Origin of the sequence: Montanilutibacter psychrotolerans (assembly GCF_003719825.1) — a bacterium.
Classification (GTDB): Bacteria; Pseudomonadota; Gammaproteobacteria; order Xanthomonadales; family Xanthomonadaceae; genus Montanilutibacter; species Montanilutibacter psychrotolerans.
In genome coordinates this window covers 1-22899 of the sequence record NZ_RIBS01000013.1, presented here as the reverse complement: position 1 = coordinate 22899, position 22899 = coordinate 1, and the positions used below count along the sequence as shown (strand labels likewise).

Annotated in this window: 16 protein-coding genes; 4 read left to right on the top strand and 12 right to left on the bottom strand. The window is 67.8% G+C overall.

Features of this window, described 5'->3' with window-relative positions:
• Window positions 1-164 precede the first annotated feature (164 nt).
• From lpxD to pyrH, 12 genes are all read right to left on the bottom strand, one after another.
• Window positions 165-1184, bottom strand: a complete 1020-nt coding sequence (gene lpxD / locus EER27_RS16480) for a UDP-3-O-(3-hydroxymyristoyl)glucosamine N-acyltransferase (protein ID WP_123089240.1) — start codon at window positions 1182-1184, stop codon at window positions 165-167.
• Window positions 1185-1336: 152 nt separating this feature from the next.
• The gene (locus EER27_RS16475) at window positions 1337-2338 is read right to left on the bottom strand and encodes an LpxL/LpxP family acyltransferase (RefSeq protein ID WP_123089239.1); all 1002 of its coding nucleotides are present in this window, start codon (window positions 2336-2338) and stop codon (window positions 1337-1339) included.
• Between the two features lies 1 nt (window position 2339).
• The gene (locus EER27_RS16470) at window positions 2340-3026 is read right to left on the bottom strand and encodes a hypothetical protein (RefSeq protein ID WP_148041055.1); all 687 of its coding nucleotides are present in this window, start codon (window positions 3024-3026) and stop codon (window positions 2340-2342) included.
• Between the two features lie 243 nt (window positions 3027-3269).
• Window positions 3270-3419 carry a hypothetical protein gene (locus tag EER27_RS17200; protein ID WP_190285844.1) on the bottom strand — a complete coding sequence of 50 codons (150 nt, stop codon included), beginning with the start codon at window positions 3417-3419 and terminating at the stop codon, window positions 3270-3272.
• 474 nt (window positions 3420-3893) lie between these two features.
• Window positions 3894-6398, bottom strand: a complete 2505-nt coding sequence (bamA, locus tag EER27_RS16465; RefSeq protein ID WP_123089269.1) for an outer membrane protein assembly factor BamA — start codon at window positions 6396-6398, stop codon at window positions 3894-3896.
• A gap of 107 nt (window positions 6399-6505) precedes the next feature.
• The gene (rseP, locus tag EER27_RS16460; protein ID WP_123089237.1) at window positions 6506-7867 is read right to left on the bottom strand and encodes an RIP metalloprotease RseP; all 1362 of its coding nucleotides are present in this window, start codon (window positions 7865-7867) and stop codon (window positions 6506-6508) included.
• A gap of 21 nt (window positions 7868-7888) precedes the next feature.
• Window positions 7889-9079, bottom strand: a complete 1191-nt coding sequence (gene dxr, locus EER27_RS16455) for a 1-deoxy-D-xylulose-5-phosphate reductoisomerase (RefSeq protein WP_123089236.1) — start codon at window positions 9077-9079, stop codon at window positions 7889-7891.
• Window positions 9080-9081: 2 nt separating this feature from the next.
• Window positions 9082-9945 carry a phosphatidate cytidylyltransferase gene (locus tag EER27_RS16450; protein WP_123089235.1) on the bottom strand — a complete coding sequence of 288 codons (864 nt, stop codon included), beginning with the start codon at window positions 9943-9945 and terminating at the stop codon, window positions 9082-9084.
• Window positions 9942-10700 carry a polyprenyl diphosphate synthase gene (gene uppS, locus EER27_RS16445; RefSeq protein WP_123089234.1) on the bottom strand — a complete coding sequence of 253 codons (759 nt, stop codon included), beginning with the start codon at window positions 10698-10700 and terminating at the stop codon, window positions 9942-9944. Before uppS ends, EER27_RS16450 begins: the two co-directional genes overlap by 4 nt.
• Window positions 10701-10856: 156 nt before the next feature.
• Window positions 10857-11414: a ribosome recycling factor gene (gene frr / locus EER27_RS16440; protein ID WP_123089233.1), complete on the bottom strand. Its 558-nt coding sequence runs from the start codon at window positions 11412-11414 to the stop codon at window positions 10857-10859.
• Between the two features lie 215 nt (window positions 11415-11629).
• A complete protein-coding gene (locus EER27_RS16435; RefSeq protein WP_123089232.1) occupies window positions 11630-12556 on the bottom strand; it encodes a cation diffusion facilitator family transporter in 927 nt (308 codons plus the stop codon).
• A gap of 142 nt (window positions 12557-12698) precedes the next feature.
• Entirely contained in the window at window positions 12699-13421 is a 723-nt protein-coding gene (gene pyrH, locus EER27_RS16430; RefSeq protein WP_123089231.1) for a UMP kinase, read from the bottom strand.
• 409 nt (window positions 13422-13830) lie between these two features.
• Here pyrH and EER27_RS16425 point away from each other — a divergent pair, with 409 nt between their 5' ends.
• From EER27_RS16425 to EER27_RS16410, 4 genes are all read left to right on the top strand, one after another.
• Window positions 13831-14373: an RNA polymerase sigma factor gene (locus EER27_RS16425; RefSeq protein WP_123089230.1), complete on the top strand. Its 543-nt coding sequence runs from the start codon at window positions 13831-13833 to the stop codon at window positions 14371-14373.
• A complete protein-coding gene (locus tag EER27_RS16420) occupies window positions 14370-15365 on the top strand; it encodes a FecR family protein (protein ID WP_123089229.1) in 996 nt (331 codons plus the stop codon). Before EER27_RS16425 ends, EER27_RS16420 begins: the two co-directional genes overlap by 4 nt.
• A gap of 314 nt (window positions 15366-15679) precedes the next feature.
• Complete coding sequence (locus tag EER27_RS16415; protein WP_123089228.1) at window positions 15680-18523, top strand: TonB-dependent receptor; 2844 nt, start codon at window positions 15680-15682, stop codon at window positions 18521-18523.
• A 458-nt stretch (window positions 18524-18981) separates the two neighbouring features.
• A complete protein-coding gene (locus EER27_RS16410) occupies window positions 18982-22185 on the top strand; it encodes an autotransporter domain-containing protein (protein ID WP_123089227.1) in 3204 nt (1067 codons plus the stop codon).
• The last annotated feature ends 714 nt before the right edge of the window (window positions 22186-22899 follow it).

Below are 22899 nucleotides of genomic sequence, written 5' to 3'. Positions count from 1 at the left end.
GTAATTGCGTCCGGCGCACCGGCAACGCCGTCCATGCGCCTGCTTGCCGATGCAGTGGGCCCCGTCGGTGCACAGCCTGTGCGCGGGGCCCGGGAAGGTGGTCGGCCGGGGCCATGGCAACCTGGCTCCAGCGAACGCGGGCCCTGTCCGGCCCGCCGGGCGGGTCACTCGTCGCGGATCGCAGGCAAGCGCCTGGCAATGCGGTCGAGCTGCTTGAAACGGGCGGCGTTCCGACGCCAGCTGCGATTGTCCATCAACGGCGTTCCGGAGGAGTATTCGCCCGGTTCGCGGATCGAGCTGGTGACCAGACTCATCGCCGTGATCACCACGCGATCGCAGATTTCGAGGTGGCCCAGGACGCCGACGCCGCCGCCGATCAGGCAGTAGTTGCCGATCCGCGCGCTGCCGGCGACCGCCGAACACCCGGCCATCGCTGTGTGCGAGCCGATGCGGGCGTTGTGGCCAACCTGGATCTGGTTGTCCAGGCGCACGTCGTCGCCCAGCACGGTGTCCTCGATGGCGCCCCGATCGATCGTGGTGTTGGCGCCGATCTCGCAATCGTTGCCCAGCACCACGCCACCCAGTTGCGGCACCTTGATCCAGTGGCCGCCGTCCATCGCCAGGCCGAACCCGTCGGCACCGAGCACGGCGCCAGGGTGCAGCAGACAACGTGCGCCCAGGCGCACGCGGGTGACCAGCGTGACGCGCGCGATCAGTTCGCTCCCGGCGCCGACCACACAGTCCTCGCCGATCACGCAGCCCGGGCCGATCACCGCGCCGGCCTCGATGCGGCTGCGCGCGCCTATGCTGCAGAACGCGCCGACGTGGGCGTCGGCGGCGATCGTGGTGCTGGGGTGGATGTCAGCCGAGGGGTGGATGCCCGGCTCACGCTGCGGGAGCTGCGCGAACAACGCGGCCAGCTTCGCGAACGCCGTGTACGGATCGCTGGCCAACAGCGCGGTGCCGGAATGGTCCACTGCGTCGTCGGCGCGCATGACCACCACGCTGGCACGGGTCTGGCCCAACTGCGAGCGGTACCTGGGATTGGCCAGGAAGGCCAGTTGGCCGGGCTCGGCGCCGGCCAGGGTGCCGACGCCAACGACGCGCTCGGCGCCATTGCCGTGCAACTGCAGGCCGAAGCGTTCTGCCAGTTCCGCGGCAGAGAAATCAGGGGGGCTGGGCATGGATCGCCTCGTGTTCCGGAGCTGCGCATTGTAAAGGCCAGCGACGTGCTGTCGCATTGACCGATGACAGGCTTCGGATTCTCCTGGCACCATCCGGGAGCGCATGGAATCGCGTGCAGGGTTTCCATGTCCGGACCGCGACCAGTAGCGGGTCAATCCAATCGGAGCGGATTTCCAAGATTCACGTTGGTGCGTGGATCGGCAAAGAAGGGATCGACGAGATTCTTCAGTGCCTCGGCGGTCAGCGCGGGAAACGGGGCTTCCCGCAGATAATGGCCGCGCACGTACTGCCAATGCAGTATCGAACGGTCCATCACCTGTTCAAAGTGCCGGAACATCCGCAGCGTCACGCCGTAATCGAGGTGGACGGTGTCGTCATCGTCCAGATTCCCGGCGGCGCTGTCCCGGTGTTCCTCGGAAGGAGCGATGGGGTCCCCGAAAACATTCCGGAATCCCGGTGCCCGCTCCGTCGGTAGGGAAACCAGCGGCAGAATCACCGAGTGCGTCTTCCGGGCGATCGACGCGGTGCCCAGCGGCACGTTGAGCTGCCTGCCGCAGAATGGGACCAGGAAGGTGTCGTTCTCGTTGCGGTAGACGTCGGGCATGATGATGACGGCGGCCCCTTGCGGTAACGCCCTCAGGGCCCGGGCCAGGCCGGACCGGTTGTCGTGGATGACATGCACGCCAGGAAGATGGCCAAACAAGTGGGCGTGCAGGTCGTCGAAAATCTCGTTTCCGGCATGCGTCTTGGGCGAGCCGAAGAAAATGAACACCTCGCGCGCATCGCGCAGGCGCTCCACCACGGCGACGATCGACAGTATGAAATGGCCGTGGTGGGGCAGGGCAACAAGCAGCCCCCTGGGGTCGTCGCGCAGCCGGTCGAGGGGGGAGTAGTCGGTAGTGTCCAGGGCCGCGACCATTCTCAGGATGGATTGCTTCTTCAATCGCCGGATGTGGTTGTTGACCAGGGTCTTCTGCAATTGCCAGTAGTAATACGCTCCGAACGGAACCCCCGCGCGGTCGGATGCGGTCTGTATCGATCGGGCTTCCCGTTCGTCCAGGCGGAGTTCGAGGTACCGTTCGATCAGCGGGGTCTGACTGCGCAGCCGGCGTATTGGCGCGGCCGCCTTGATGAACATCGAGCGCAGCAGCATGTCAGGCCGCCCTCGCCGAATCGACCAGGTGCTTGTGCATTCTCCCGATTCTGCTGACGATCGATCGATAGTCGGCCGGAAGTGGCGAGTCCTGGAATTCGTGCATCACCAGCGAATGCAGCAGCCGCAGGCGACGGCGCGCCTGGTTGACACGATTGGCAGGAGAGCGGGTTTCCTGGGACTCCCGCATGAGCCATCGGTCGCCAAGCGCCTGGCAACCGGCTTGGTACCGGAGCAGGAGGCGCAGGACATCCGCCGGTGCACATTCGGGCGGCGGCATGTCAAAACCATCGCCAACCCAGACGCGAAGGTCGAGGCCGTAATTCAGGTGCGCCACTACCTCCAGCGCTGGCAGGTACTGCGTCGTGCCCAGGTGCTCGACCAGCAACGGGGCATGCACGGGGGATACCAACTGGTCGGAAAACACGACGGCAATGGGCGTTTGCACCGTGTCCGGGGATTTCAGTTGTTCCAGCAGCTTTTCGGGCGTCAGCCCACCGGCAACGGACGGGGCGACGACGGCCAGTCGGGCTGTCGATTCCATCCATTTCGGAATGGCGTCCAGCGTCATCTGGGTGGTCGGGATGACATACACCTGGCGAATATCCGAACGCGCCAGTTCCAATTCCATCGCGGTGCAAATGGAGCAGGGCAACGGTTTGTCCGTCGCTTTCTGGGAGAGGCCCATGTCGTAAATGCGTCTCGGGTCGGAGGGGTCGGATTCCGGGCAAGGCAGGCCCGCCCGCGGAAATCTCACCTGCACCGCAGACGAGCCACGGCTCGCCAGGCACCTGATTATCCTTGGGGAATATCGGCGGTCGCTTGCCGTGAACCGGATGGGCGCGCCTTTGGGAAACAACACCCCTCCCCCGCGGAGGGGGAGGGGCAGAAACGCCTGCTTATCTGAAGCCCGGTGCGATCAGTTGGGCGGTCAGTAGTTGTTGCTGCTGCAACAATCACTCGACATGGCCACGGTCCGGATCGGGGACTCGGCCTGCAGCTGCGAGTCCAGCTCGTTGGCGATCGTGGCGTTGGTGCCCATCATCGACTCAAGGGCGTGCATATCGTACGTCAGGTCCATTTGCTATCTCCTAGGTTTACGTCCGTTTGTAAAGTCTGGCGTCTCTTGCACCTGAACGGGATGCTTCTTTTCGTTCAGGTGGGTTCGATTCTAACCACGCGCCAGTGGCGGTGTCTATTCCAGTTGATGGATTTTCAAACCAGGCGCAGGTTGAATGCCGGAGCAGGAGAACATACTGCCTGGTACTGACTTCGCGATTTGAAGGCGGTAATGGTTTCCGCAGGCGTTCCGGCACTTTCGGGCGCGTCATGGCCACTCGCAATCGCATTGGGTTGCGGGCATGACGGATGCGAGCCCCGGAGTGCGTCGGCTACCGGAATATCCGGCGCTGGATTGGCGGCGGCACGGGGCCATGGCCGCATGCAAATGCAGGCTCGCAAGGAAACTGCGCGCAAAAGAAAAGCCTCCGGGGCCAGGAGGCCGCGGAGGCTTTTGGTGCAAACGGTGGGCGCCGGTGGTCTGGCGCCGGGTTTGTCAGTAGCCGCCCTGGAAGGTGAACTGCAGACGCTCGAGGCGATCGTCGTCTTCCTTGCGGATCGGCAGCGCGTAGCTGATCGAGATCGGGCCCATTGGCGAGCGCCACATCAGCGACACGCCCGTGGATGCGCGCAGCTCGCCGGCGTCGAAGTTGTCCACGCCGTCGTACACGTTGCCGACGTCCGCGAACGCCGAGATGCGCGCTGCGGGAGTGTCCAGCAAGGTCGGGAAGATCAGCTCCAGCGTGCCGACCGTCTTAAGCGAACCACCGACGGCCTGGTTGTTGCTGCGCGGACCGAGGGTGTTGTCGGTGAAACCACGCACCGAGCGCACGCCGCCGGCGTAGAAGTTCTCGAAGAACGGCAGGCCATCGGCGGTGACGGTCTTGCGGAAGTCCGGCGAGGTTCCGGGAATGCACGGATCGCTCGGCGCCGGGCGCGGCGGCTGGACTTTGGGCGTGGCGGGGTTGTTGTCGTCGTCGATCGGTGCCGGCAGGTTCTGGAAGCAGATGTCGCGGGTGACCGAATCGCCGTAGCTGTCGCCGTAACCCAGTTCGGCCCGCGTGTTGAGCACGAGGTGACGGGAAATCGGCCAGTATTTGGAGATGCTGTAGTTGAGCTTGAAGTACTCGACCGTCGAGCCCGGCAGCGTGGCTTCAACGCTGAGGCGCTGCGAGGTGCCGGCGGTTGGGGTCAGCGCATGATTGAGCGTATTGCGCTGCCAGCCCAGCTCGGTGCGCCAGGCATGGAAGGTCTTGTGGCCAAGGGCGTCGATGTAGTCGCGGATGACCTGCGGGGTCGACCCGAACACCTGCACCTGGTTGCTGTCGATGCCCAGCAGTGCCGAGAAGCCGTCGGTCTCGCTGATCGGCACGCCGAGCACCATCTGCGCGGCGCCGCTGGTGGTCGAGTACTGGGCGGTGTTCTGGTCTGCGCTGTCGTACTCGCGCCACCACAGGTTGTAGCCCAGCGACACGCCGTTGTCGGTGAAGTACGGATTGGTGAACGAGAAGTCGTAGCGCTGCAGGTAGTCGTAGCGCTGCGCCGAGACCGACACGCGGTTGCCGGTGCCCAGGAAGTTGGCTTGCGACGTCTGGAACTGGAGGCCCAGGCCCGACACCTGCGCGAAGCTGAGGCCGAGCACCAGCTGGCCGGAGGTGGTCTCCTTGAGGGCGTACTCGACATCGACCTGGTCGGCGGTGCCCGGGACCGGCTTGGTCTCGACATCGACCGTTTCGAAGAAGCCCAGGCCCTGCAGTCGGATCTTGGAACGGTCGATCGCGGCCTGCGAGTACCACGCGCCTTCGAACTGGCGCATCTCGCGGCGCAGCACCTCGTCGGCGGTGCGGCTGTTGCCCTTGAACACGACGCGGCGCACGTTGACGCGCGGGCCGGGGACGACCTGCATGTTGATGCCGACGGTCTTGTTGGCGCGATCGACGTCGGGAATCGGGTTCACCTGGGCGAACGCGTAGCCGACGTTGCCGAGCCGGGCGGTGATGGCATCGGAGCTGAGCTCGAGCAGGCGGCGCGAGAAGATCTGGTCCTTCCGGACCAGCAGCATCTTCTCGATGTCTTCCTTCGGCAGCACGGTGTCGCCGCTGACCTGCACGCTGGACACCTTGTACTGCTCGCCTTCGGTGACGTCGGCGGAGATGTACATGTCCTGGCGGTCGGGGCTCATCGACACCTGGGTCGAGTCGATGCTGAAGTCGACGTAGCCACGGTCGAGGTAGTACGCGTTGAGCTTCTCGAGGTCACCCGAAAGCTTCTCGCGCGAGTACTGGTCGTCGCGGCGGTACCAGCTGAGCCAGTTGCTCTCGCGCGATTCCCAGCCTTCCAGGATGTCCTTCTGTTCGAACTTGTCGTTGCCCACCAGATTGACGTGGCGGATCTTGGCCGCCTTGCCTTCCTTGATGGTGATCGTCACGTCGACGCGGTTGCGGTCGAGCTTGGCGATGGTCGGGTTGATCTCGACGTTGTACTTGCCGCGGTTGTTGTACTGGCGGCTGAGTTCCTGGGTGACACGGTCCAGGGCAAGGCGGTCGTAGGTGCCGCCTTCGGTCAGCCCGATGTCTGCCAGGCCCTTGAGCAGCTGCTCGGACTGGATGTCCTTGTTGCCGGTCAGGGTGAGCTTGTTGATCGCGGGACGCTCGACGACCGTGATGACGACGATGTTGTCCTGGCGGCCGATGCGCACGTCATCGAAGAAGCCGGTCTTGTACAGCGCGCGGATCGCTTCGCCTGCGCGGTTGCTGTCGAGCACGTCGCCGCGCTGGACCGGCAGGTAGGTGAATACGGTGCCCGCGGAGATACGCTGCAGGCCATCGATGCGGATATCGCTGACGGTGAACGCTCCCGGCAGCGGTGCCGGTGCGGGAGCTGGCGACGCGACTCCCAGGGAGAACGGATCGGTGACGGCCTGCGCCATTGCAGGAAGCGCCGGTGCCATTGCCGCGGCGAGGGCGAGGGCAAGCATGCGGCGGGAAGGAGTTCGCGTCATCATCACGTCCGGTTGAGGGCTCGGCGTCGCCGGATCGGCGTCGCGTGGTTGCAGCTTGTTGCGGGGCAGGTGGTGCAAGTCGGATACGGCATCAGTGGACCGGGTTGTCAGTTGACCAGGTTGTTCACGATGTCGTTGAAGAACGCCAACCCCATGAGGCTGGCGATCAGCGCGAGGCCGACGTATTGCCCGGCGGCCATGACGCGCTCGCTCACCGGGCTGCCCTTGGCAAGCTCGATAAGGTAATACAGCAGGTGACCGCCGTCCAAGATCGGGATCGGAAGCAGGTTCAGGATCCCCAGGCTCAGCGACAGCATCGCCAGCAATTGCAGGTACCAGGCGGGCCCGTGCGAGGCGACGCTGTTGGCCGCGCGGCCGATCGTGATCGGCCCGGCCACGGTATTGCGAACCGAGACCCTGCCGGCAAATGCGCGGCCGATCATCGCGAACAGCTCGCGCGTCTGGTGCACCGATTCGCCCAACGCGGCGGGCACCGCCTGCAACGGGCCGTAGCGCCGGACGGTGTCCTCGACGGGCTCGGACGGCCGCGCGTAGTCGATGCCCAGCTGCCAATACGGCGTGCCGGCCTCGTTTCTGGCGCGGACGGGCTGCAGCTCGAGCGCCAGCCGCTCGCCCTTGCGTTGCACCTCGACCATGGCCGTGCCGCCGGCATTGCCCAGGCGCTGCACGAGCGGTGTAATGTCGTCCCAGGCGGCAATCGGCGTGCCGTCGATCGCGGTGACCCGATCGCCTTCGGCAAGCACGCCCCAGGCCGGCTTGCCGGGAACCACCGCGCCGATCACCGCCGGCACCAGCCGGTGGCGCGGGGTGAGGCCGATCACGGCGATCGCGTTGCGCTCGTCGAACGTGGCGGGCAGGCGCGACAGCGGCAGTTGGCGTTGGCCTTCGACACCGCCGGCGCTGCGGATGCGCAGCGGGACGTCGGTGCGGTCCAGCGCGGCCGTGATCAGGGCCATGTTGGCCTCGCTCCAGGTCGGCGTCTCGCGCGCGCCGACTGCGAGGATCTGGTCGCCCGGTTGCAGCCCACCCGCCGCCGCCAGGCCTTTCGCCTGGCCGACCACGGGAACGAAGTCGGGCCGGCCGATCACGAACATGCCCCAGAACAACGCCACGCACAGCAGCAGATTGGCCACCGGGCCGGCCAGCACGATGGCGATGCGCTTCCACACGGACTGGCGGTTGAACGCGAACGCCAGCTCGCTGGCGGCGACATCGCCCTCGCGCTCGTCGAGCATGCGCACGTAGCCGCCCAGCGGGATCGCGGCGATCGCGTACTCGGTTCCGTCCTGACCGCGGCGCATCCACAGCGCCGGACCGAAGCCGATCGAGAAGCGCAGCACCTTGACCCCGCAGCGACGGGCGACCCAGTAGTGGCCGTATTCGTGGATCGTGACCAGTACGCCGATGCTGACCAGCAACCACCAGATCGAACCGAGCAACTCACTCATCGCAGGCGCCCGTGACGGTATTCATGCGTGGATGGCCTTGTCGGCGATCGCCACCGTGGCGATGCGCCGTGCCTCGCGGTCGGCTTCGTACAGGGCCGCCAGCGACGTGGCCGGGGTGGCAGGCAGGGCGGCGAGGGTGTGCTCGACCAGTGCCGGGATGGCCAGGAAACCTATCCGGCGCTGAAGAAACGCTGAAACCGCGACTTCGTTGGCCGCGTTGAGCACCGCCGTCGCCGTGCCGCCCGCGTCCAGCGCGGCGTATGCCAGGCGCAGGCAAGGGAAGGCATCGAGGTCGGGTGGCTCGAAATCCAGGCGGCCGCCCTGGGCGATCAGGTCCAGGCCGGACACGCCCGAGGCGATCCGTTCCGGCCACGCCAGGCCCACTGCCAGCGCGGTGCGCATGTCCGGCAGGCCGAGCTGGGCGAGGGTGGACCCATCGACGAACTCCACCAGCGAATGCACCAGGCTTTGCGGGTGCACGAGCACGTCGAGGCGGTCGCGGCCGACACCAAACAGGTGGTGGGCCTCGATGACCTCCAGGCCCTTGTTCATCAGCGTGGCCGAATCGACCGAGATCTTCGGACCCATCGACCACTTCGGATGGGCGACGGCCTGCTCGACGCTGACATCGGCCAGCGACGCGCGCGTGCGGCCGCGGAACGGCCCACCCGAGGCGGTGAGGATGATGCGCTTGAGCCCGGCGTGCGCATGCGCGTCGGGCAGGCACTGGAAGATGGCGTTGTGTTCGCTGTCGACCGGCACGATGGTGGCGCCGCCCGCGTGGGCGGCCGCCATCAGCAACTCGCCGGCGAGCACCAGCGATTCCTTGTTGGCCAGCAGGATGCGCTTGCCGGCGCGCGCCGCGGCGAGCGTCGAAGGCAGGCCGGCGGCGCCGACGATCGCGGCGACCACGGTGTCGCATTCGTCACCCGACACCAGCGCCTCGAGCGCGGCGTCGCCGCAATGCGCCTGCGTGTCCAGGCCGGCGTCGCGCAGGCCATCGCGCAGCGCCGCGTAGGCGGCTTCGCTGGCAATCACCGCATGCCGCGGGCGATGGATCGCGCACAACTGCAGCAGCGCCGCGACGTTGCTGCCGGCCGCCAGCACACTGGCGCGCAGGCGCGCCGGGTGGCGTGCGATCACGTCCAGCGCGGAAGCGCCAATGGAACCGGTAGCGCCGACTACGGCGACCGTACGCTGCTCGCCGTTCATGCTCAGAAGCCCAGCACGGCCTTGCCGAGCGCGAACACCGGCAACGCGGCGAGGACGCCGTCGACGCGGTCGAGAATGCCGCCGTGGCCCGGGATCAGGTGCCCGGAATCCTTCACCCCGGCGTGGCGCTTGAGCAGACTTTCGAACAGATCGCCCACCACCGAGAACAGCACCGCGATGAACGCCACCAGGGCCACCGCAGGCAGTTGCCCGGGTTGCGCTCCGGCGAGCCAGGCGAAACCCAGGCCGGCCAGCACGCCGGCCAGCACGCCGCCGACGACGCCTTCGATGGTCTTGTTCGGGCTCACGCGCGGCGCAAGCTTGTGCTTGCCGAACCGGCGGCCGACGAAGTAGGCGCCGCTGTCGGCGGCCCACACCACCGCCAGCGCGGTCAGCAACCACATGTGTCCCTTGGGAATGCCCGGCAGCATGGTCGGCGACGGATCGCTGGCGTGCAGCCATCCCAGTGCGCACCACGCGGGAATGACGCTGAGCGCGGCCGCGCACAACTTGAACATGCGGGCATAGGTGTCGTGATCGCTGGCGAACTGGTAGCGCCCCAGCCACGCCAGCGCCAGCAGCCACCAGATCACGCCGATCACGGTGGCCAGTTGGAACAGCGCCCAGGTGTAGTCGCCATTCGATCGGGACGCCCACACGATGGCGACGATCAACGCCAGGTGCGCGACCAGCAACACCGTGCGTCCGAGGGTGTCCTCGATCTCCGCCAGGTCGAACCATTCCCACAAGCCGGCCATCAACAGCACCGCCGCCAGCACCAGCATCCACGGCGTCGGCAGCAGCAGGATCGCCGCGATCGCCAGCGGGGCCATGACCAGCGCGGCGATGAGTCGGGTTCGGGTCATTCGTGGGTCTCTTTGGGCATGGCCGCGGCTTGCGCGCCGGTGAGGCCGAAACGCCGCTCGCGCCGGGCGAAGTCGTCGATGGCGCGCCGCAGTGTCGCGGCATCCAGCTCGGGCCACAATGCCTCGGTGAACCACAGCTCGGTATAGGCCAGCTGCCACAGCAGGAAGTTGCTGATGCGGGTGTCGCCACCGGTGCGGATGAACAGGTCCGGCGGCGGAAGGTCGGCAAGCGTCATGCGTGCCGACATGGCGCTTTCGTCGATGTCTTCGGGGCGAAGTTTGCCGGCGGCGACATCGCGTGCCAGCGAGCGTGCCGCCTGGGTGATGTCCCAGCGTCCGCCGTAACTGGCCGCGATGGTCAGATCCAGGCGGGTGTTGCCGGCGGTGCGCGCCTCGGCGGCGTCCATCTGGCGGGTAATGGGGGCGCTGAAGCGCTCGCGTTCGCCGATGAAGCGCACACGCACGCCGCGCCGGTCGAGTTCGTCGACCTCGCGTTCGAGTGCGTTGAGGAACAACTTCATCAGGCCGCCGACCTCTTCCTCCGGACGGCCCCAGTTCTCGCTCGAGAACGCGAACAGGGTCAGCGCACGGATGCCGTGCTGCAGGCAGAAATCGATGCAGGTATTGACCGCGCGCGCGCCTGCACGGTGGCCGATGATGCGCGGCCGACGGCGGCGTTCGGCCCAGCGGCCGTTGCCGTCCATGATCACGGCCAGGTGGCGCGGAACGTGGGCGGGGGCGGAGTCGGAAGGCATGGCGCCGATGATGGTGGCCCCCGGGGCGATGGGTGGTGGAGCGGCTGTCGGTGCGATACCTGGCCGGCCTGGCGTCGCGCCAGGGCGCGCGGGTGGGGCAGAGGGCTGACCGTGCCGGCGCCGCGAAGTTCCGCGGCGCGGCAGGTCGGGTGTCGGTCAGACCGACATCAGCTCCTGTTCCTTGGCCTTGACCACTTCGTCGACGTTCTTGATCGCGTCGTCGGTGATCTTCTGGATGTCGATTTCGCTGCGGCTGGCCTCGTCCTCGGTGACCTGCTTGTCTTTCAGCAGTTCCTTGACCTGGTGGTTGGCGTCGCGGCGGATGTTGCGGATGGCGACCTTCGCGTCCTCGCCACCGGAATGCACGACCTTGGACAGCTCCTTGCGGCGCTCCTCGGTCAGTGCCGGCAGATTGAGGCGGATCACGGTGCCGGCGGTGTTCGGGGTCAGGCCGAGGTCGGAGGCGAGGATGGCCTTCTCGACCGCGCTGACCAGCTGCTTTTCCCACGGTGTGATGGTGAGCGAGCGTGCATCGGCGACAGCGACGCTGGCGACCTGGCTCAACGGCATGTCGGAGCCGTAGTAGTTGACCTTCAGGTGATCGACCAGTGCGGTCGATGCGCGTCCGGTGCGGACCTTGATGAGGTCGTGGCGGAATGCCTCGACACTCTTGGCCATGCGGGTCTGGGCGTCTTTCTTGATGTCGTTGAGCATCGCCGGCTCCGATCCTGTAGCGGTAATCGCGGGATTATAGCCGGCAACGGCGGGCGTCGACCCCGTGGGGGCTGCCGGACGACCCCGTGGGTCAGCCGATGGCCTTGGCGCAAGTTGCGCCGGCCGGGCGGCGCAGGGGGCACGGCGCGTGCCTCGGCCCGCCTTCGACGCGGCGGAACCGGGCCCGCCCCGGTACCGAGCCGCGTGCACCGGCCTCAATGCCCGTGCGGTGCCCGGTCGTGGCGATCGTGTTCGCAGGCCTTGCCGTGCTCGACCTGCAGCGTCGGATGGTTGATGCCGAAGCGGTGATCCAGCTCGTGGTTGATGTGGTCGATGAACGCGTCGTGGTCGGGTCCCCCCGCATCGCGTCCCGCGTCGCGTGGCCGCACCAGGTGCGCGGTCATGGCGATCTCGCCCGCGCCCAGCGACCAGATGTGCAGGTGGTGTACGGCCTGCACGCCCGGCAACCCGGACAGGAAATCGCGTACCTGGGACTGGTCCACGCTGCGCGGCACCGCGTCCATGGCGGCGTCGAAACTTTCGCGCAACAGGCCGAATGCCCCGATCGCCACCACCAGGCCGACCAGCACCGCCGTGGCCGGGTCCAGCCACGACCAGCCCATCCACCACATGCCCAGGCCCGCCAGCACCGCGGCCAGCGACACCGCGGCATCGGCGATCAGGTGCAAGAACGCCGCGCGGCGGTTGAGATCGTGGACGTGCCCGTCGCGCACCAGCCAGGCCGCGCCGAGATTGACCGCGATGCCGATCGCGGCGACCACGATGACCGGCAGCGCCGGAATCTCGGGCGGCGCGTTGAACCGGCGCACGGCCTCCCAGCCCAGTGCGCCGGCAAACGCTACCAGCAGCAGCGAGTTGGCCAGCGGCGACAGCAGCGTGGCACGGCGCCACCCATAGGTATGTCGTTCGGTGGGCGCGCGCCTGGCGATGACCGCCGCAGCCCAGGCCAGCGCCAACCCAAGCACGTCGCCGAAGTTGTGCAGGGCGTCCGACAGCAGGGCGAGGGAATTGGTGGCGAAGCCGTAACCGGCTTCAAGCAGCGTATAGGCCAGGTTGACCAGGGTCACCGTGGCGAACGCGCTGCTGCCATGGCTGTGCGAATGATGGGCGTGCGAGTGCATGCCGCCATCCTGTCATGCAGGCCGGCGGGACACTATTTCAGTGGTGAGCCGTGGCGCGGCGGGCGGACGTACCGCCAGCGCCCGACGCGGAAGACCGGCCGGATTGCGCCGGCAGACGGTGTGCGGCGCCCCGGGCAGGGGCTCAGCCGCGGCCGCGAACGAGCGTGCCGATATTCTCGCCGCGCAGGATCTTCAGCAGCTCGCCGGGCTGGCTCATGTCGAAGATGCGCAGCGGCAGATCGCTGTCGCGCGCCAGCGCAAACGCCGCCGTGTCCATGACCTGCAGGTTGCGCGAGATCACCTCGTCGTAGGTCAGCTTGTCGTAGCGGATCGCGTCGGCGTGCTTCTTCGGGTCCTTGTCGTACACGCCGTCCACCTTGGTGGCCTTGAGCAGCAGGTCGGCGCCGATCTCGATCGCGCGCAGCGCGGCGCCCGAGTCGGTGGTGAAGAACGGGGTGCCCACGCCGGCGGCGAAAATCACCAGGCGGCCCTTCTCGAGGTGGCGGATGGCGCGGCGGCGGATGTAGTCCTCGCACACGTCGTTGATCTTGATCGCGCTCATCACGCGGGCCTTGGCGCCGAGCTTCTCGAGGGCGTCCTGCATCGCCAGGGCGTTGATGACCGTGGCCAGCATGCCCATCTGGTCGCCGGTGACCCGGTCCATGCCGCCGGCCGCCAGGCCCGCGCCACGGAAGATGTTGCCGCCGCCGATCACCAGCGCGACCTCGGCTCCGGCGTTCTGGATCTCGATGACCTCGCGGGCGAGGCGGTGGATCACTTTCGGGTCGATGCCGTAGTCCTCCTCACCCATCAATGCCTCGCCGGACAACTTCAGGAGGACGCGGCGATAGGCAAGCTGGGACATGGCAGATCTCTGGTTTGGCAAACCCCGCAATTCTAGCCGAGGTGGGGTATCAGCTACGAGCTGCGTTTCCAGACGCATGGGATTGCAAACTGCCGCCATCGCGCCGACGCGACGCCTGACACCGATCCGGTGGCCGGTGTCGCGGATCCGTGCGCGTCGGCACGGCACGCCCCGGAGGGCGTGCTACAACGGCATTCTGCGGTCATGGCTGCCTGTGCGCATGCCACCACCGGACGGCACGGAGCCCGGTCGCAACGGTCCGCACCTGCCGCCAACGGACCCGTTGCGCAAAGCCACCGTCGGAGTGAACGTCGCACGCCATGAATCCAGCGGAATCACGACAACGCGACCGTCACACCCCCGCCGACAGGCCGGGCCGGGTGCGTCCGCGCTCTCCCGCGGGTTGCCGATGAGCGAGAACACGGCCGCCGTGGACGATGGTTTTGAGCGCTTCCTGCGAGAGCACCGCGACGCGCTGGTGGGCTTCCTCGCGCGTCGCGCCGGCGAGGAAGACGCCAAGGACATCGCGCAGGAGAGCATGGTCCGGCTGATGCGGTACCGCGCCCAGCCGCCCGAGCAACTCAAGCTGCTGATGTACCGGATCGCGTTGAACGTGCTCAACGATCGCGGCCGCCGTCAGCAGACCCGCCAGGCCGGGGCGCACGTGAGCCTGGACGAGGACTACGACAACCTCCCCTCGGGAGAGGCGTCGCACGACCAGCGCGTGGCCCACCAGCAGGAGCTGGTGCTGGTGCGCGCGGCAATCCTGCAGTTGCCCGAACGGTGCAGGCAGGTCTACCTGCTCAATCGCCTCGAGGGCATGAGCTACAGCGAGATTGCCCGCCACTGCGGCATTTCGGTCAAGGCGGTCGAAAAACACATTGGGAAGGCGCTTGCACAGCTGCGCCTCAAGTTGAAGCAGGCTGGAATGGCGGCGATGGAGCGTCCATGAACCCCGAAAACATTTCTCCGGATGCGATCGATGGCGGGCAGGCGGAGGCCTGGTTGGCACGCCTGCATGCGCCCGACTGCAGCGCCGGCGAGCGCGCCGAGTTCGAGGACTGGCTGGCGCAGGCGCCGGCCAACATCGAGGCCTACCTCGAAATCGAGCGCATCCAGTCGATGGTCGCGGAACTGTCGTCCGACGAGCTGCTGCGAGCGGCGGCCCGCAGCGCCCGCCGCATGCCGCCGGTCCGTCCGGCGAGCCGGCGCTGGTTGCCGATCGGCTCTGCCATCGCCGCCACGCTGGCAGTGGCCGTCGGTACCGTCCTGTGGTTTGGTCGCGCGCCGGAGGTGGCCGTGGCCGAGTACGCCACCGCGGTGGGCGAGCAGCGCACGCTCACCCTGGCCGATGGCACCCAGGTGCTGCTCGACACCGACTCCAAGCTCACCGCACGTTTCGACAGCGACGGCCGCGACGTGGAGCTTCGCCAGGGCCGGGCGCAGTTCGTGGTCGGCAAAGACCCGCTGCGGCCGTTCGTGGTGCACGCCGGCAGCAGCACCGTGCGGGACATCGGCACCACGTTCCAGGTCAGCCGCTCCCGCTCCGAGGTCAACGTGGGCCTGATCGAAGGTGCCGTCGTGGTGGCCTCCGGACAGGGTGCGGCCGCGTCCAGCGCGATGCTGGCCCCCGGCGAGCAGGTCACCGTGTCGCAGGCGGGCGTGATCGCCGACAAGCAGCCGCTCGACGTCGCCGTCGCGAAGGCCTGGCCGTTGGGCGATCTGGTGTTCAAGGATCGCCGCCTCGACCTCCTCGTCGACGAGATGAACCGCTACTCGCGGACCCAGCTCCGGCTGGCCGATCCCTCGCTGGGCGAGGTGACCGTCAGTGGCGTGTTCCACATCGGTGACCAGGATGCGCTGGTCGCGGTGCTCGAGCGCGGCTGGTCGCTGCGCGCCGAACGCAGCAACGGCGAGATCGTCCTGCACCGCGACGAAAGCTGAACCCGGGCGCGTCGAAGCGGCGCGCTGCCCCCGCGCCTGGATCCGTCCGGCGGCCAACGACTGGCGGGCCCATGCCAGTCCAGCTCAGCTCAGACGCCACCCGGCCCAGCCCAGCTCGGCTCGGCTCAGCTCGGGCCCTAGCCCAGGCCCAACGTTGGCCCCGGCGCCGCGTATGGGCATGGGTATGGGCACCACGCGCGCCCCCGCCACACCACGCCGATGTGACCCTGGTGTGACACCCGTCCCGGGCTCGTTGCACCCCCGTGGGGGCTTCCGTAGAGTGGCCTGCCTTGCAGGTCCCGCCCACCGGAAAGATGGCCAGGACGTACCGCTACACCTTCGCCATCTGTGCCGCGCTGCTCTTGTGGGGCCGGACCGGGCACGCGTTGGCGGTGGAGCCGCCACGGGCGGCCACGACCCGTTTCGATATCGCCCAGGGCAGTCTCGACGACAGCCTCAAGGCCCTGGCCACCCAGGGTCGCGTGCAGATCCTGTATCCCCCGAGACTGGTCGCGGATCGCCGCAGCGCCGGCCTGCGCGCGGAGTTGTCGCCGGTCCAGGCGCTGGCCAGCCTGCTCAAGGACAGTGGCCTGCAGGCGGTGGCGGTGAACGCCAACACGTTCCTGCTGCAGCGCGTACCCGTCGTGGTGGTCCGGCCTGCGCCGCCGCAGCCCACCCGTGCCCGTCCGCAGGGCCCGGTGGACCTGGGCTCGGTGCAGGTCACCGGCAGCCACATTCCCCGTTCCAGCCTGGAACACGTCACCGCTGCGCCACTGACGCTGATCAGCCGCGCCGAGATCGAGGCCAGCGGTCACCAGACCCTGTTCGAGCTGCTGCGTTTCCAGCCCGGCATGCACGGTCACCATCCGGTCGCTGTAGCGGCCGATGGCGATTCCACGTCGCAGCAGCCGTTCGCCAGCGCCGGCACCACCAGTCTCAATTCGCTGGGGCCACGCGCGACGTTGTTCCTCGTCGACGGCCACCGCGTCGCCAACTACGGCCTGATCTCGGCCGACCTGGGCGGCCTCACCGACCTGGATGCGATCCCGCTGAGCATCGTCGACCGCATCGAGATCATCCGTGGCGGCGCCTCGGCGATCTACGGCGCAGACGCCATGGCCGGCGTGGTCAACATCATCCTGCGCAAGGAGCGCGACGGTGGCGAGGTGGTCGCGCGCCGCGGCGTGTCCTCGCGATCGGACGCCAAGCAGGAATCTCTCGCGTTCGGCTTTGGCGTTTCCACGCCCGGCGGCGGCAGCGTGTTCATCGGTGGTGATTATTCCAACCGCGAGGCGCTGTACGGCGACCAGCGCGGCTGGCGCGGCTTTGACCGGCGCATCGACGGGCTCGGCGACTGGCGGTTCCAGCTCGGCTACCTCAACAAGAACCGCGAGATGATCCAGCCGCATTGCCCCGGCAGTGCGAGGGCGCAATCGCTGCGCTGCCTGTTCGACCCGACGCGCGAAGGCACGCTGCAACCGGCCAGCGAACGCGCGTCGCTGTACGTCCACGGGCACCAGCCCATTGGCGATGCGACCCAGTGGCACGCCGACGTGCGACTGAGCGATTCGAACCAGATGCTGCGCGGCGCGCCGTTCTACGGACTGGTCGAGCTGACCGAGCGCCATCCCGATGTCATACCCGGCTCGACCTACCTGGTGCATGCGTTCTACGACGTGGGCCCGGTGCGCAACCGCAACCAGGCGCGCAGCCTGGACGTGTCCACCGGATTCAAGGGCTGGCGCGGCGACTGGCAATGGGACGTCACGCTCGCGCATCACACCAACACGGTCGACAACCGCATCGACGGACTGGTGCGCGACACCGCATTCACTGCCGCGATGATCGCCGGCACGTACCGTTTCGACGGAACGCCCAACGATCCCAAGCTGCTGGCGGCGCTGTCGCCACCGGTGGAGTCCCATGGCAAGGCGTCACTGGACCAGGTTTCGGTGGACATGCACGGCCCCTGGTTCCATCTGCCGGCGGGCGATGCGATCGTCGCCGCGGGCCTGGAGCTCTCGCGCGATGCCTTGCTCCACCGTCCAGATGCGCTGATGCAGGAGCACGATCTCGCGCTCAGCCCGCAGAAGATCCAGATCGACGAGCACCGCTACGGCGCGGCCTTGTACACCGAGCTCAGCGTGCCGCTGTTGCCCTCGCTGCAGGCCGACCTGGCATTGCGCCTGGACCGGCGCCAAGGTTACGGCAGCAAGACCTCGCCCAAGCTTGGAATCAAGTGGCGCGCGACCGACACGCTGACGGCGCGTGGCACGGTGGCTACCGGCTATCGCGCACCGTCGCTGTACGAACAGCGCCGCCCCAGCCTGTACGAAGGCGTGGAGTTCGTGCGGCAGACGCCGCAGATGGGCGATTGCCTGTACCGGATCGAGTTCGATCGCGACACCGCCTACTGCCTGGTTGCGCGCAGTGCGATCGAGAACCCGGAACTGCATCCGGAGACGTCTCGCAGCCACACGATCGGACTGGTGTGGGCGCCGACAAGCAACTTCAGCCTCAGCGTCGATCATTTCCGGATCCAGCGCAGCAACGAGATCCTTCCCGGCAGCCTGCTCGATGACGCAGAGGCATTTCCGTTGTCGGGCGAGCGCGACGAGAAGGGCCAGCTGTTCGGCATCCGCGACTACTTCGCCAATGTCGGGCGCAGCGACGTGCGCGGTTGGGACATCGAGGCGCAGTACCAGTTCGCCACGCAGCGCCTGGGCGATTTCACGTTGCGCTTCAACGGCCACCACCTCGACCGCCTCTCGCGCCGGGCGTACGAAGGGGCGCCCACGCGCAACCACGCCGGCCACGGCGCGCCCGATCGCACGGTGCTGGTGGGCGTGCGTTGGAACCTGCGCGATTGGACCACCACGCTCAACCTGCGCAACCTGGGTGCATCGCGTGTGTCCGAGCCAGGGGAGGATTGCCCGGAACGCAACTTCGCGGTTCGGCATTGCTCCAGCCCGGGTTCGACGACGGTCGATCTCGATGTCGCGTACACCGGCCTGCGCAACTGGCGGTTGGGGATGAATGTGCGCGACCTCACCGACCGTCGTCCGGTCAACTACGTCATCGCCAACGCCGGTTACGACATCGCCAACGACGATCCGCGCGGGCGCTACTTCCAGTTCAGCGCGGCCTACCGCTTCTGACGCCGCGTCGCGTCGCGGCCAACGCCGCGCGACGCCTTTCTGCCGCTGCCCCGACGTGGGCAAGAGGTCGGCACGAATATCTCGGCGCGAGCGCCCTGGCGTAAGTCCCCCCGACGATCCATGCGAACGCCCGACCGCGGCGTAACGGCGTCGCGATTCGTTGCGCGCGTTCTGCTGCGACATAGCCCGCCCCTGGCACACGCCCGGATGCCCGGTCGCGCGCACGGCCGTCGTTGGGGGCGATGACCCACGTTGGGGCCCGTACGGCTGCGCCGAGGGCGTTGCACGCGATCGCTTCGGTAGCGATAGCGGGGTAGGGCACGGGTAGGGAGGCATCGCGTCGATCGCGTTTCGAATCTTGTGCCGGCAACAGGCATTCGGTCGGGCGCAACACCCGGCCTCGGTATCGCGACGGCAGGATCGCCGCGCGGGCCTCCACCCACGGGAGTTTCAGATACATGCAAGGCAACGCCATCGCTTCGTCGCAGTCGACCCAACGCAAGGGCCACGTCCGTTCCACGCTGTCGCTCGCCATCGTCGGCGCGCTGCTGCTCGGCGCCATCGCGCCGGCCGCCGCCCAGCAACAGCCGACGTACCAGGAAGCCGGTCGCATCGGCGATGCGGCAAGCTGGCGCACCGAGGAGTTCAAGGCCGATTGGGGTCTGAGCGCGATCGGTGCCGAGTACGCGTACGCGCGTGGCCTGACCGGCAAGGGCGTGCGTCTGGGCGTGTTCGACAGCGGTGTGAATCTGGGCCATGGCGACTTCGCCGGCCGCAACCACAACGGCATCGGCATCGCCGATCCGGGCTGCACCAACACCACCGCCATCAACGGTCCGGATGCCTGCTTCAGCTCGACCGGCGACTCGGTTGCCGTCGAGTACTTCCATTACACCGACGAGGACCGCGCGTTCGTCGCCTACCTGATCGAGATCGGCTACCTGTACGACTGGGTGGACGAGTACCTGGAAACGATCGCCGGCTACCAGTACGTCACGCACGGCACCCACGTCGCCGGCACGATGGCGGCCAACCGTGACGGCAATGGCACGCACGGTGTTGCGTTCGGCTCCGACCTGACCAGCGCACGCCTGTTCTCCGACAGCTATTCCGACCTGGACACCTTGCTGGGCATCGGCGGCCAGTCGTACGCCATCGGCCCGGGCAGCGAAGCCGTTGCCAGCATGTACCAGCAGATGTCGGCGCAGGGCGTGCGCGCGATCAACCACAGCTGGGGCCTGTCCCAGGAGCCGCGCACCGTGGCCGAGATGGACGCGCTCTACGCTTCGGACGGCGCGGCCGATTACTTCTCGACCTACATCAACCCCTCGCTGCGCGACGGCATCATCCAGGTCTGGGCAGCGGGCAACGGCAACGGCGACATCGCCGGCATCTACGCGACCTTGCCGCGCTGGAACCCCGAGCTGGAGAAGTACTGGCTCAGCGTCGTCAACGTCAACCGTGACGGCGTGCTGGACGGTAGCTCGAGCATCTGCGGCCAGACCATGAACTGGTGCGTCACCGCGCCGGGTACCGACATCACCTCGACCGTCGTGGGCGGTGACATCGAAGGCACGCCGCAGTACGACGCCGACGGCAACTTCGTCGGCATCGGCGTGACCGACGGGCAGCCGGAATTCGGTTACGGCGACCTCACCGGTACCTCGATGGCGGCCCCGCACGTCACCGGCGCGCTGGCGCTGCTGATGGAACGCTTCCCGTACCTCGACAACCCGCAGATCCGCGACATCCTGCTGACCACTGCGACCGACCTGGGTGCGGTCGGCGTGGACGAACTCTACGGTTGGGGCCTGATCAACCTGCGCAAGGCGATCGAAGGTCCGGGCCAACTGCGCGTCGACACCGACGTGGTGATGAACAGCCGTGCCGGCGGCGCCAAGGTCTGGGAAGGCCTGGCCTGGGACGACTGGACCAACGACATCAGCGGCCCGGGCCGCATGACCAAGTCCGGCGTGGGCTGGCTGCGCCTGAGCGGCGACAACTCCTTCAACGGCGCGACCGTGCGTTCGGGCGTGCTCGAACTCGACGGCACCAACACGCTCACCGACAACGTCGCCGTCGAAGGCGGCTACCTGATCCTCAACGGCTCGCTGGTCAACACCGCGCTGGCCGTCAACAACGGTACGGCCGTGATCGACGGTACCGTCTCGGGCGCGTCCACCGTCGTCGGCGCCAACGGCCGCATCGGCGGCACCGGCACGCTGGCCGACACCAAGGTGTTCGGCACGATGGCCGCCGGCAACGGCGTGGGCACGCTGACCATCGCCGGCGACTACGTCCAGGGCGCGGGCTCGACCTTCGAGGCCGAACTCGCCGCCGGTGGTCGCTCGGACCTGCTGCAGGTCAATGGCCACGCCAGTCTGCAGGGCGGCACGCTGACATTCCTGCGTGGCGATGCGAACCAGAACTGGGTCGGTGCGCACTACAACCTGCTGTCGGCCACCAGCCTCGACGGCCAGTTCGCCGCGATCGACCGCAGCGCGTTCTCGCCGTTCCTCAACTTCAACCTGGTGTACGCCACCAACGGCGTGTCGGTCGACGTGGTGCGCGGCCAGGCGCTGGCGTCCGCTGGCGGCACCTGGAACCAGACTGCCGTGGGTAGTTCGGTCGATGCAATGGCCGACAACGCGGTGATGCTGCGCGCGCTGACCCAGTTGTTCCCGCAGCAGGCGCAGTCGACGTTCGACAGCCTCAGCGGCGAACTGCACGCCAGCACCCGCGCGGTGCTGGTCGATGGCAGCCGTCACGTCCGCGATGCCGCGCTCGCCCGCGCACAGGCCGGCAATGGCGCGTTCGCGCCGGCGGCGGCCGGTTCGGCGGCGTGGATCGAAGTGCTGCGCAACGGCGGTGCGGTGCAGGCCGACGGAAACGCCGGTCGCGTCGACTACAGCGGCAACACCACGCTGGTGGGCTACGACTACCGCTTCGAGAACGGCCTGCGTCTGGGCGCGCTCGGCGGCACCGGCCGCAGCGATCTCAAGCTGCCTTCGCGCAGCTCCGAGGGTGACGTCAACACGCGCCAGCTCGGCATCTACGCCGGTCAGGCGTGGGGTGGCTTCGGTGTGCGCGGCGGCCTCAACTACGCGCGCCACGACATCGATGTCGAACGCGACATCGTGTTCCCGGGCGTGGTTGACCACACCCGCGCCCAGTACGACGCCAGCAGCAGCCAGGCCTTCGTCGAAGGCGGCTACCGCTTCGGCAAGGGCGCCTGGGAGGTCGAGCCGTACGCGCAGGTTGCGCACGTGCGTGTCGACAGCGACGGCTTTTCCGAGCAGGGCGGCGTCGCTGCGCTGGTCGGCGACGATGCCGACAGCCGTGCCAACCTGTCGACGCTGGGCCTGCGCTTCAACCTCAACCTGCGCGGCAGTGCGCAGACCGAGGATCGCCTGAGCCTGCGCGGCGGCATCGCGCGTCGCCACGCCAGCGGCGACCTGGTTTCTGACACCGGAATGTCACTTGCCGGTGGCACGGTGTTCTCCGTGCGGGGCGCGAGCCTGGCGCAGGACTCGACGCTGGTCGAAGCGGGCTTCGGTGCGCGCATCGGCCAGTCCAGCCTGCTCGAGGTCAGCTACAGCGGCATGTTCGCCGACGAGACCCGCGACCACGGCATGAATGCCCGGTTCACCGTGAGCTTCTGATCGGGACGGATTGACCTGAGCGGATCGACCGGAGCGGATTGAACTAAGCAATCCGGCACGATGCGCCGTCCGGCTGGAGCCGGGCGGCGCGACCGTAACGGCGCGAGGCTGTCGCCAGCTGGGCACACCTCGCGTGGTGGCACGCAAGCGTGGCACGGAGGCCGCGCAAGGACGTGGCAGCAGGGACGCTTGGGCAGGACGCCAGCGGGGGCCGGGCGTGGACGCCGGGCCGGCAGTACGGGCAGGGAGGCCGGGGTGCGAAGGACGCGCCTCGCAGGAACGCATCGGATGCCGACGCACAGGTAGTTGCTGGAGTGTCTGAGCAGGGAGGCCGCGGCGCCACGGAAGCGTCGCGCGGGACCGCAGGACGCAAGGGCGCAATCGTGCCAGCACGGAGGCCGCAAACAGGGGGCAGGGGGGCGAAATGCCACCCCTGCTTTTTTTTTGGCTCTCCTCCCTACTGAGCGAGAGGCGCGCGACCGCATCGGGCAATGAGTGGTGGCCGAGGGGACGGGATTCGTAGGGCGCATTAGCCGCAGGCCTAATGCGCCGGACGAGTTGCGTCGCCACGAAGATCCACCTCGGCAGAAGATATCCGGCGCAATGCCCTTGGGTTATTGCGCCCTTGTATCTTCAACCCACCAGCGATGGGCTGGTGATCCGGGGGCACTCGGATCGGTGCAGGGAGAGACTGTTTGCGCCCTGAGACTGCGA

Coding starts and splice junctions, on each gene's coding strand:
- lpxD (WP_123089240.1), bottom strand. CDS start 1,184: ATGCCCAGCCCCCCTGATTTCTCTGCCGCGGAACTGGCAGAACGCTTC.
- EER27_RS16475 (WP_123089239.1), bottom strand. CDS start 2,338: ATGCTGCTGCGCTCGATGTTCATCAAGGCGGCCGCGCCAATACGCCGG.
- EER27_RS16470 (WP_148041055.1), bottom strand. CDS start 3,026: ATGGGCCTCTCCCAGAAAGCGACGGACAAACCGTTGCCCTGCTCCATT.
- EER27_RS17200 (WP_190285844.1), bottom strand. CDS start 3,419: ATGGACCTGACGTACGATATGCACGCCCTTGAGTCGATGATGGGCACC.
- bamA (WP_123089269.1), bottom strand. CDS start 6,398: ATGACGCGAACTCCTTCCCGCCGCATGCTTGCCCTCGCCCTCGCCGCG.
- rseP (WP_123089237.1), bottom strand. CDS start 7,867: ATGAGTGAGTTGCTCGGTTCGATCTGGTGGTTGCTGGTCAGCATCGGC.
- dxr (WP_123089236.1), bottom strand. CDS start 9,079: ATGAACGGCGAGCAGCGTACGGTCGCCGTAGTCGGCGCTACCGGTTCC.
- EER27_RS16450 (WP_123089235.1), bottom strand. CDS start 9,945: ATGACCCGAACCCGACTCATCGCCGCGCTGGTCATGGCCCCGCTGGCG.
- uppS (WP_123089234.1), bottom strand. CDS start 10,700: ATGCCTTCCGACTCCGCCCCCGCCCACGTTCCGCGCCACCTGGCCGTG.
- frr (WP_123089233.1), bottom strand. CDS start 11,414: ATGCTCAACGACATCAAGAAAGACGCCCAGACCCGCATGGCCAAGAGT.
- EER27_RS16435 (WP_123089232.1), bottom strand. CDS start 12,556: ATGCACTCGCACGCCCATCATTCGCACAGCCATGGCAGCAGCGCGTTC.
- pyrH (WP_123089231.1), bottom strand. CDS start 13,421: ATGTCCCAGCTTGCCTATCGCCGCGTCCTCCTGAAGTTGTCCGGCGAG.
- EER27_RS16425 (WP_123089230.1), top strand. CDS start 13,831: ATGAGCGAGAACACGGCCGCCGTGGACGATGGTTTTGAGCGCTTCCTG.
- EER27_RS16420 (WP_123089229.1), top strand. CDS start 14,370: ATGAACCCCGAAAACATTTCTCCGGATGCGATCGATGGCGGGCAGGCG.
- EER27_RS16415 (WP_123089228.1), top strand. CDS start 15,680: ATGGCCAGGACGTACCGCTACACCTTCGCCATCTGTGCCGCGCTGCTC.
- EER27_RS16410 (WP_123089227.1), top strand. CDS start 18,982: ATGCAAGGCAACGCCATCGCTTCGTCGCAGTCGACCCAACGCAAGGGC.